This is a genomic window from Mesorhizobium sp. M1E.F.Ca.ET.063.01.1.1 (assembly GCF_003998155.1).
GTDB lineage: Bacteria > Pseudomonadota > Alphaproteobacteria > Rhizobiales > Rhizobiaceae > Mesorhizobium.
Genome location: NZ_RZSC01000169.1, coordinates 1 through 9,746, shown reverse-complemented (window position 1 = coordinate 9,746; position 9,746 = coordinate 1). Strand labels below are relative to the sequence as shown.

Sequence of the window (9,746 nt, the reverse complement as noted above, 5' to 3'; positions counted from 1 at the left end):
ACCTTCCAGTCCGAGCTCGACCGCGCGAGCGGCGGCTCGCTGGTCGAGGTGAGCTCGATCGCGCGCGATCCGTCGGACTTCCCGATCGAGTTCCAGCCCGGCAACGAAGCCGCCGACGAAAAGGGGTACGTGAAGATGCCCAACGTCAACGTGCTGGTCGAAATGGCCGACATGAGCGAGGCGAACCGCTCCTATGAGGCCAACCTGCAGGTCATCAAGCAGGCTCGCGATCTGATTTCCATGACCATCGACCTGATGAGGAACCAGTAATGATCGGCGGTATCGGGGCACTACAGTTCAAACCGGCAATCGAAGGCGCAGAGGCCGCCTCGCCAGGCCTGCTTCCGGGCGGTGTCGGGACACAGGCAAGCGAAAGCGTCGGCGGCAGCTTCGCGGACCTTCTCAGCCAGGCCGCAACCAAGACCGTCAACACGCTGCAGAACGCCGAGCAGATGTCGATCCAGGCGCTCAAGGGCGATGCCGACACCCGTCAGGTGGCCGATGCGGTGATGAGCGCCCAGCAGGCCCTGCAGACGACCATCGCCATCCGTGACAAGGTCGTCTCGGCCTACCTCGAAATCAGTCGCATGAATATCTAGGACCGCGTCATGAAAGCCCTTGCTATCGCCGCGACCGGCATGAACGCCCAGCAGACCAATCTGGAAGTCATTGCCAACAACATCGCCAACATCAACACCACCGGCTACAAGCGGGCGCGGGCCGAATTCTCCGATCTGCTCTATCAGGTCGACCGTACCCAGGGCGTGCCCAACCGCTCCAACACCTCGCTTGTGCCCGAGGGCGTCTCGATCGGCCTCGGCGTCAAGACGACGGCGGTGCGCAACGTCCACACCCAAGGTGAACTGACCAGCACCGGCAACAGCTTCGACCTGGCGCTGACCGGGAGAGGCTGGTTCCAGATCGAGGGCGCTGACGGCAGCACGCTCTACTCCCGCGCCGGCGCCTTCAACACCAATGCCACCGGGCAGTTGGTCACCGTCGACGGCGCCAGCGTCGTCCCGGCGATCACCGTGCCGACCGACGCGGTCGAGGTGATCGTCAACAAGACCGGCCAGGTCTTTGCCCGCATCGACGGCCAGACCGACCTGCAGCTTCTCGGCCAGCTTCAGATCGTCAACTTCGCCAATGAGGCCGGCCTCGCCCCGCTCGGCGACAATCTGTTCCAGGAGACGGCGGCTTCCGGTCCGGCCAATGTCGGCGTTCCCGGCGATCCCGGCTTCGCCACGATCGAGCAGGGTTATCTGGAATCCTCCAACGTCGATCCGGTCAAGGAAATCACCGAGCTGATCTCGGCGCAGCGCGCCTATGAAATGAATTCCAAGGTCATCCAGGCCGCTGACGACATGGCCTCGGTGGTCTCCAAGAACATCAGGTAACGGATGATGCCGAGGCCGATCTCCTGTTCCGCATTTTGCCGCGCCGCGCTGGCCCTCGCGCTGGTTGCCGGCGGCATGCCGGCATTCGCGCAGGAAACGGCCGGCCAATCGGCCAGCCAGATCGCCGCCGGCCAGCCGGCCGGCGAGGCTGTGCTGATCCCGAACCGGGTCATCTACCCGGGCGAGACCATCGAGCTTGCGGCGCTGAAGCAGGTGACCCTCGTGCCGGGCAAGCACGAGCCGGACGGCATGGCGACGCGCTCCGAAGACCTGCAGGGCAAGGTCGCCAAGCGCACGCTGCTGCCCGGCCGCTACATTCCCGTGGCTGCTATCCGAGAAGCCTGGCTGGTCGAGCAGGGCGCCTCCGTGCAGGTCTATTTCACCGCCGGCGCGCTGACCATTTCGGCTGCCGGCGTCACCTTGCAGCCAGGCGCCGCGGGCGACCTCATCAAGGTCCGCAACATCGACAGCGGCAAGATCATTTCCGGCATTGTCATGGCCGACGGCACCATCAAGGTCGGCGCATCGTGATGCGCGCTTTCGCCCTTTTGCTCAGCGCCGCGATCGGCCTTCAGCCCGCCTTGGCGGACGGGCTGACGCCCAAGGCCAAGCGCGAGCTGGCCTTGAAGAACGGTGGCGTCTACGACGACCCTGAATACGATCCGGCCACCACCACGCGCATGTTCCGCGTCTCAACGGGGCCGAGCACGCTGCCGCCCGGCCAGGTCGCGGCGCGCATCAAGGATATCGCCCAACTGCAGAGCGCCCGCGACAACCAGCTCGTCGGCTACGGCCTTGTCATAGGCCTGGCGGGAACCGGCGACAGCCTGCGCAACTCGCCCTTCACCGAACAGTCGATCCGCGCCATGCTGGAGAACCTCGGCATCGCCACCGAAGGCGGCAGCGCGCGCGCCAAGAACGTCGCCGCCGTCATCGTCACCGCCAACATGCCGCCCTTCGTCCAGTCGGGCGCCCGCATCGACATCGACGTCTCCTCCATGGGTGACGCAACCTCGCTCGCCGGCGGCACGCTGGTGATGACGCCGCTGAAGGCGGCGGACGGCGAGATCTATGCTGTCGGGCAAGGTTCGGTGATCGTGGGCGGCTTCACCGCCAAGGGCCAGGCCGAGCAGTTGACGCAAGGTGTGCCCACCGCCGGCCGCGTGCCGAACGGCGCCATCATCGAGCGCACCGTGCCGGCCGAATTCGACGACCAGGGCGTGCTGACGCTGCAATTGCGCAATCCCGATTTCTCGACCGCCATTCGCATCGCCGACGCCATCAACGATTACACCGCGCAGCGCTTCGGCATGCGCGTCGCGGCTGAGCGCGATGCCCGCACCGTGCAGATCAGGCGGCCGAAGAACGTGTCGGCCGCGCGCTTCTATGCCGAGATCGAAAACCTGGTCGTCGAATCGGATGCCCCTGCCCGCGTCGTCATCGACGAACGCACCGGCACCATCGTCATCGGCAACAACGTCAAGATCTCGCGCGTCGCCATCAGCCACGGCACGCTCACCGTGCGCATCACCGAAGCGCCGAAGGTGGTTCAGCCAGAACCCTTCTCCAGGGGCGAGACCGCGGTCGAACCCTTCACCGCCATCGAAGCTACGCGGCCCGACGCGCGCGTTGCCGTGCTCGACGGCCCTGACCTGGAAACGCTTGTCTCCGGCCTCAACCGCCTTGGTGTGAAACCCGACGGCATCATCGCCATCCTGCAAGGCATCAAGTCGGCCGGCGCCCTGCAGGCCGACCTGGTTCTCCAATAGGCACGCCGATGATCGAGCTTTTCTCCGCAAGACTGCATCGTCGCCCGAGACTTCATCCTGGAATGAGCCTCCTCGCCGCAGCCGCCATTGTCGCGCTGGTGGGCGGTACCGCCCGCGCGGAAGAAGTCCGCCAGGTGCTGCCCGGCGGACAGGCGCCGGCTCAGCCGGCCCAGCTCGTGCGCGCGAAGGCGCCGGACCAAAGCGAGATCCAGCGCTTCTGCTCCAACATCGCCGATGCCGCGCGCGACCGCCGCTACGCGCTCCAGGCCGAGGAACTGAAGCAGCTTCAGGCCGGCATCGACGAGCGCATGAAGGCGCTGGAGGCAAAACGCACCGAATATGAGGAATGGCTGAAGCGCCGCGAAGTGTTCCTGGCGCGCGCCGAGGACAGTGTGGTCAAGATCTATGCCGGCATGAAGCCCGACGCCGCGGCCGAGCGCCTTGCGATGGTCAATGCCGAGCTCGCTGCCGCCATCCTGATGAAGCTCGATTCACGCAAGGCGGGCGTCATCCTCAACGAAATGGACCAGAAGGCGGCGGCGACGCTCACCGGCATCATGGCCAGCGCGGCGCGAAGGGTTGATCCGTCATGAAGTTGAAGTTGCTCGTCCTGGTCGCGGTTGCGGCACTGTCCGGCTGCGGCACCGACCTCAAGGAGGTCGGCCGCGAGCCCGCGCTGTCGCCGGTCGGTTCCGGCATCGGCAATGGCGGCGGAGCGCCCTACAGCTATCCTGAGCCGCCGGCCGCGCCCGTGAAAAAATTCTCGCTGTGGGACGACCGCCAGAGCAGGCTCTTCACCGACCCGCGGGCGCTGCGGGAAGGCGACATCCTGACCGTCAACATCAAGCTCAACGACAGGGCCAATTTCAAGAACCAGAACGACCGCAGCCGCACCGCCGCCCGCAAGCTCGGCTACGACGTCACGCTCGGATGGGACGGCAAGAGCACAAGCGGCAAGGGCGACGCAGGCCTGAGTTCCAGCACCGAGACCAACGCCGACGGCGAGATCAAGCGCTCGGAGAGTCTCGAGCTCAACGTCGCCGCTGTCGTCACCGAAGTGCTGCCCAACGGCAATCTGATGATCAGGGGCTCGCAGGAGGTGCGCGTCAATTACGAGCTTCGGGTCCTCACCATCGCCGGCATGGTGCGTCCCTCCGACATCGGCGCCGAAAATACGATCCCCTACGAGCGCATCGCCGAGGCACGCATCTCCTATGGCGGCCGCGGCCGTGTGATGGAGGTCCAGCAGCCGCCCTACGGCCAGCAGATCCTCGACCAGGTTCTTCCTTTCTAGGACGGGGAGACCGCTGTTATGGCAAATGTCGAGCAGGCGCAGCCCAAGAAAGGACCATCCCTCGTGGTCCAACTCGCCATGCTTCTGGTCATGACGGGCGCGGCCATCGGCCTGGGCTGGGTCTCCGGCGGCTATCTCAAGCAAGGCGAAGCGCCGGCACCTGTGCCTGCCGCGCCGGAGAATGCCGGCAGCCCGGAGAAGGCGGCCGAAGCCGGCAAGCCGGCTCCCGGACCGACGGTGGTTCAGCTCGCGCCGATCACCACCAATATCGCTTCGCCGGGCGAAGTCTGGATAAGGCTTGAGGCTTCGGTGCTCTACGACGCGCCGCAGCCTCCGGAAATGGCCGAGCAGATCCAGCAGGACCTTCTGGCGTTCGTGCGCACGCTGAAGATGCACCAGATCGAGGGCGCCAGCGGCTACCAGCACCTCAAGGCCGACCTCGACGAGCGAGCTGCGCTGCGCAGCGGCGGCCATGTCAAACAGGTTCTCATCAGGACGATGCTGCTCGAATGAGAAGATTGCTTGTCGCCACGGCGCTTATCGTCGTCACCACCTCTGTCGCCGCGGCCCAGCAGCTCGATCTCGGCGGCATCGGCAAGGCCGACGGCACGACGGTCGGCTACCTCATCCAGATGTTCGGTCTGCTCACCGTGCTTTCGGTGGCGCCGGGCCTGCTGATCATGGTGACGAGCTTCACCCGCTTCGTCATCGCCTTCTCGATCCTGCGCGCCGGCATCGGCCTGCAGTCGACACCCGCCAACCTGATCCTGATCTCGCTGTCGCTGTTCATGACCTTCTATGTCATGGCGCCGACCTTCGACCAGGCCTGGAACACCGGCGTCAAGCCACTGATGGACAATCAGATCACCCAGGCCGAAGCCTTCGAGAAGATCTCGGATCCGTTCCGCAGCTTCATGCTGCACAATGTGCGCGACAAGGATTTCGACCTCTTTGCCGATCTCGCCCGCGAGCGCGGCCAGACCGTCTCGCGTGACGCCGTCGACCTGCGCATCCTGGTGCCCGCCTTCATGATCTCGGAGATCCGGCGCGGCTTCGAGATCGGCTTCCTGATCGTGCTGCCGTTCCTGGTCATCGACCTCATCGTCGCCACCGTCACCATGGCGATGGGCATGATGATGCTGCCGCCGACAGTGGTCTCGCTGCCTTTCAAGATCCTGTTTTTCGTGCTGATCGACGGCTGGAATCTACTGGTCGGCAGCCTGGTGCGGTCCTTCACCTGATCGCCACGGCCGGACGCCCTGGGATGCCGCGCAAGTCTTGAAGACTTGGAGACGAAAGTCGGCGCGAAGTTTCCAATATTATTTTCGATTAACCGTCCGGTTTAGCCCTTTGGTAGGGACTTGCCGCCATAGTCGCCTGCAGATGGCGGGTGACCGGTCTCAACGGTCATTGGCATGATGCCGCACCGTCATACCGGAAATGCCGGTATGTCAAAAAAATCCGTGTAAAATCAAGGTACGAGTATCATGGCCAGTATCATGACCAATGCCTCGGCGCTGACCGCGCTGCAGAGCTTGAACGCCACCCAGAAGAACCTCGACACCACCCAGGCCCGCATCTCGACGGGTTATCGCGTCTCGCAGGCTTCGGACAACGCCGCTTACTGGTCGATCGCCACCACGATGCGCTCCGACAACCAGGCCATGTCCACCGTTTCGGACTCGCTCGGCCTCGGCGCCTCGAAGGTCGACACCGCCTATACCGGCATGAGCAGCGCGATCGACACCATCAACAAGATCCAGGAGAAGCTGACCGCATCCTACGGCCAGACGGATGCCTCCAAGGAAAAGACCCAGACCGAAATCAAGGCGCTTCAGGATCAGTTGAAGGCTTACGCCGACGGCGCCACCTTCTCCGGCACCAACATGCTGTCGGTAAAGACCGCCTCGGGCACGGCCGCCGACGTCAAGATCGTTTCAGCCTTCAACCGCAGCGCCACAGGCTCGGTTTCGATTTCGACGATCGACGTCAACGTGGAAAGCATCAAGCTGTATGATAGCGGTGCGGCCCCGACCACGAAGGGTATCCTCGACGCCGACCGCGTCGGCGCGACCGGCGCCATCGTCGGCACGGCGCAGAACCCGACCCTGGGTGCGGCTGCGGCAGCCGGCGACACCTACTCGGTCGCCACCCTGAAGATCTTCTCCGGTACCACCGCTGCCAGCGACAGCCAGATCTCGGAGATGATGAACGTCGTCGACACCGCGCTCAAGGCCATGACGACCGCTGCCACCAAGCTCGGCGCCGCCAAGAGCTCCATCGACCTGCAGAAGACCTTCACGCAAAGCCTGATGGACTCCATCGACCGCGGCGTCGGCCAGCTCGTCGATGCCGACATGAACAAGGAATCGACCCGCCTCCAGGCCCTGCAGGTTCAGCAGCAGCTCGGTGTCCAGGCGCTGTCGATCGCCAACGGCTCCTCGCAGTCGATCCTGTCGCTCTTCCGCGGCTGATCGCCTTCGACCGATCAAGTTAGACATACGGGCCGCGCCAAAAGCGCGGCCCGTTTTGCGTTTGCTCCCCAATTTGCGTCTTGATCAAGGCTCGCGCAACCCTCGTTCCTTAACCTCTCGAAAGCTGACTTTTAACAGGGCATTAACCATATCACGCTAAGTATGGTTAACCGTTAGCTTACGACAGGTTGTCGAATCGGCCCTGACCGGGACAATCGCAGCCGATGGGCGGGTCGACCCGGCCTGTATGGCATGCCGGCTTAGAGAAGGAGCGAGTTTCTTGGCGAGCATCATGACGAACGCTGCGGCGTTGACTGCACTTCAAAGCCTCAACGCCACCAACAAATCGCTCGAACAGACACAAGCCCGGATCTCGACCGGCTACAGGGTCTCCGAAGCCTCCGACAACGCCGCCTACTGGTCGATCGCCACCACGATGCGGTCCGACAACTCGGCGCTGTCGACGGTGCAGGATGCGCTCGGCCTCGGCGCCTCGAAGGTCGACACCGCCTACACCGGCATGAACAACGTGCTGGACACGATCGGCAAGATCAAGACCAAGCTGCTGTCGAGCGTCGGCCAGTCGGATGCCAACAAGGCAAAGACGCAGACCGAAATCACTACGCTTCAGGCGCAGATGAAGTCCTTTGCCGATGCCGCCACCTTCTCCGGCTCGAACTACCTCTCGGTGACGTCCAAGCAGGTCGCGGCCGCCAATGACGGCGTCCAGCCCGACGCCAAGATCGTCTCCTCGTTCAACCGCACCTCATCCGGCGCCATCTCGCTCGGAACCATCGACATCGATGTCGAAAGCATCAAGCTGTTCGATTCCGGCCTCGCCACCGCCGTCAAGAACCAGGGCATCCTCGACCGCAAGACCTCGATCTACTCCACGGCTGCGGACCAGTCCGCCTACGATGCCGCCTATGCGGCCGCGATCGCCGGCGGCGCCACCGACATCGCCGCCAACACCGCCGGCCAGGCCGCTGTTGGGGGCACGCCCGTCAAGATCGACAACGTCTCCGCCTACAATCTCGACATCACGGCGTCGGGCGTGACCGACGACATCATCACCCAGATGATCACCAAGATCGACAACGTCATGAGTCAGCTCACCGACTCCGCCACCATCCTCGGCGCCGCCAAGAGCAGCATCGACCTGCAGAAGACCTTCACCCAGAGCCTGATGGACTCCATCGACCGCGGCGTCGGTCAGCTCGTCGACGCCGACATGAACAAGGAATCGACCCGCCTCCAGGCCCTGCAGGTTCAGCAGCAGCTCGGCATCCAGTCACTGTCGATCGCCAACAGTTCCTCGCAGTCGATCCTGTCGCTGTTCAAGAACGGCTAACCGTCTTATCTTCCGGATCTATCGAAAGGCCGTGCCTTGGGCGCGGCCTTTTCGCTTGCCGGCTTGTTGTTGCTGTGGTCGTCGTCCTCGCGCGGCACGCGCTTTTTGTGCGTGTCTTTGTCCCAACCCCGCCAGGTTTTGGGCGGCACGCCCTATCATCCTCGCACAAGCTTCGCGGTCTAGTCTTCCGGCGGACAGTCATGCTGGGAGCGCTTGAAACGTGCCGGAACAGATCCAGAGCCTCATCGCGAATCTGCGGGGATTCGGCGTCAGGCGTCTCGCCCTCATGGGCGGCATCGCCGCGCTGGTCATGGCGGTCATCGGCCTCGCCTCGGTCTACCTCAACCGTCCGGCCTACGAGACGCTTTATGTCGGGCTCGACCGCTCCGACGTGAACCAGATCGGCCTGGTGCTGGGCGAGGCCGGCATCGGCTTCGATGTCGGCGCCGACGGAACGTCGGTGCTGGTGCCGGCCGGCACCACCGCGCACGCCCGCATGCTGCTTGCCGAGAAGGGCCTGCCGACCAGCGCCAACGCCGGCTACGAATTGTTCGACAATGTCGGCTCGCTTGGCCTGACGTCCTTCATGCAGCAGATCACCCGCGTGCGCGCGCTCGAAGGCGAGATTGCGCGCACCATCCAGTCGATTGCCGGCGTCAAGGCGGCGCGCGTCCACATCGTCATGTCCGAGCGCGCCAATTTCCGCCGCGACGAGCAGCAGCCCTCGGCTTCGGTGGTCATCCGCTATGCCGGCATGGATGCCGAAAAGAGCGCGCAGTCGATCCGCCACCTGGTCGCCGCGGCGGTTCCCGGCTTGTCGGCCGACAAGGTCACCGTGCTCGATTCCAACGGCAACCTGCTCGCCGCCGGCGACGACACCTCCAACACCAGCGCTGCCCGCACGCTCGGCGTCGAGCAGACGGTCGAGGCGCAGATCGGCGACAACATCCGCCGCGCGCTGACACCCTATCTCGGCCCCGACAATTTCCGCGCCAGCGTCAAGGCCGACGTCAACACCGACACGCGCCAGACCGAAGAGACGATCTTCGATCCTGAATCCCGCGTTGAGCGATCGGTGCAGTCGGTACGCACCAACGAGGCCAGCAACCAGAAGCAGGCCTCGACCCCGACCAGCGTCGAGCAGAACCTGCCCGAGACCCAGACGACCAGCACCGAGGGGCCGCAGTCCTCCTCGCAGAACGACCGCAAGGAAGAGATCACCAACTACGAGATCAACTCCAAGAAGATCGCCACCGTCTCCAACGGCTATTCGGTGACCAAGATGTCGATCGCCGTCGTCGTCAACCAGGATCGGCTCAAGACCATCCTCGGCAAGGACGCCACGCCCGAGCAGATCGCCAAGCGCGTTGCGGACATCCAGAAGATGGTGGCCTCGGCCACCGGCTTCGACGACAAGCGCGGCGACATCATCGACGTCTCGGCGGTGGAATTCATCGACGG

The 9,746-nt window shown here is 64.2% G+C and carries 12 protein-coding genes; all 12 read left to right on the top strand.

Going from position 1 to position 9,746, the window contains the following annotated elements:
• Positions 1-270 (top strand): flagellar basal body rod protein FlgC (gene flgC, locus EOA29_RS14560; RefSeq protein WP_127221072.1); only part of this gene is annotated, 270 nt, incomplete at its 5' end.
• A complete protein-coding gene (locus EOA29_RS14555; protein WP_126092196.1) occupies positions 270-599 on the top strand; it encodes a flagellar hook-basal body complex protein FliE in 330 nt (109 codons plus the stop codon). The genes flgC and EOA29_RS14555, both read left to right, overlap by 1 nt.
• A 9-nt stretch (positions 600-608) precedes the next feature.
• A complete protein-coding gene (flgG, locus tag EOA29_RS14550) occupies positions 609-1,397 on the top strand; it encodes a flagellar basal-body rod protein FlgG (RefSeq protein WP_126092195.1) in 789 nt (262 codons plus the stop codon).
• Between the two features lie 6 nt (positions 1,398-1,403).
• Entirely contained in the window at positions 1,404-1,928 is a 525-nt protein-coding gene (flgA, locus tag EOA29_RS14545; protein ID WP_126092194.1) for a flagellar basal body P-ring formation chaperone FlgA, read from the top strand.
• Complete coding sequence (locus EOA29_RS14540; RefSeq protein ID WP_126092193.1) at positions 1,925-3,166, top strand: flagellar basal body P-ring protein FlgI; 1,242 nt, start codon at positions 1,925-1,927, stop codon at positions 3,164-3,166. The genes flgA and EOA29_RS14540 overlap by 4 nt, the downstream gene beginning before the upstream one ends.
• A 62-nt stretch (positions 3,167-3,228) precedes the next feature.
• A complete protein-coding gene (locus tag EOA29_RS14535; RefSeq protein WP_126092192.1) occupies positions 3,229-3,759 on the top strand; it encodes a MotE family protein in 531 nt (176 codons plus the stop codon).
• The gene (gene flgH, locus EOA29_RS14530; protein WP_126092191.1) at positions 3,756-4,460 is read left to right on the top strand and encodes a flagellar basal body L-ring protein FlgH; all 705 of its coding nucleotides are present in this window, start codon (positions 3,756-3,758) and stop codon (positions 4,458-4,460) included. Before EOA29_RS14535 ends, flgH begins: the two co-directional genes overlap by 4 nt.
• 18 nt (positions 4,461-4,478) lie before the next feature.
• Complete coding sequence (locus tag EOA29_RS14525; protein WP_126092190.1) at positions 4,479-4,973, top strand: flagellar basal body-associated FliL family protein; 495 nt, start codon at positions 4,479-4,481, stop codon at positions 4,971-4,973.
• Positions 4,970-5,701, top strand: a complete 732-nt coding sequence (gene fliP, locus EOA29_RS14520; protein WP_126092189.1) for a flagellar type III secretion system pore protein FliP — start codon at positions 4,970-4,972, stop codon at positions 5,699-5,701. The genes EOA29_RS14525 and fliP overlap by 4 nt, the downstream gene beginning before the upstream one ends.
• Positions 5,702-5,947: 246 nt before the next feature.
• Positions 5,948-6,934: a flagellin gene (locus EOA29_RS14515; RefSeq protein WP_126092188.1), complete on the top strand. Its 987-nt coding sequence runs from the start codon at positions 5,948-5,950 to the stop codon at positions 6,932-6,934.
• A 280-nt stretch (positions 6,935-7,214) separates the two neighbouring features.
• Positions 7,215-8,285: a flagellin gene (locus tag EOA29_RS14510; RefSeq protein WP_126092187.1), complete on the top strand. Its 1,071-nt coding sequence runs from the start codon at positions 7,215-7,217 to the stop codon at positions 8,283-8,285.
• Positions 8,286-8,505: 220 nt separating this feature from the next.
• Positions 8,506-9,746, top strand: a 1,241-nt coding sequence (gene fliF, locus EOA29_RS14505; RefSeq protein WP_127221071.1) for a flagellar basal-body MS-ring/collar protein FliF, incomplete at its 3' end; no start/stop codon positions are given.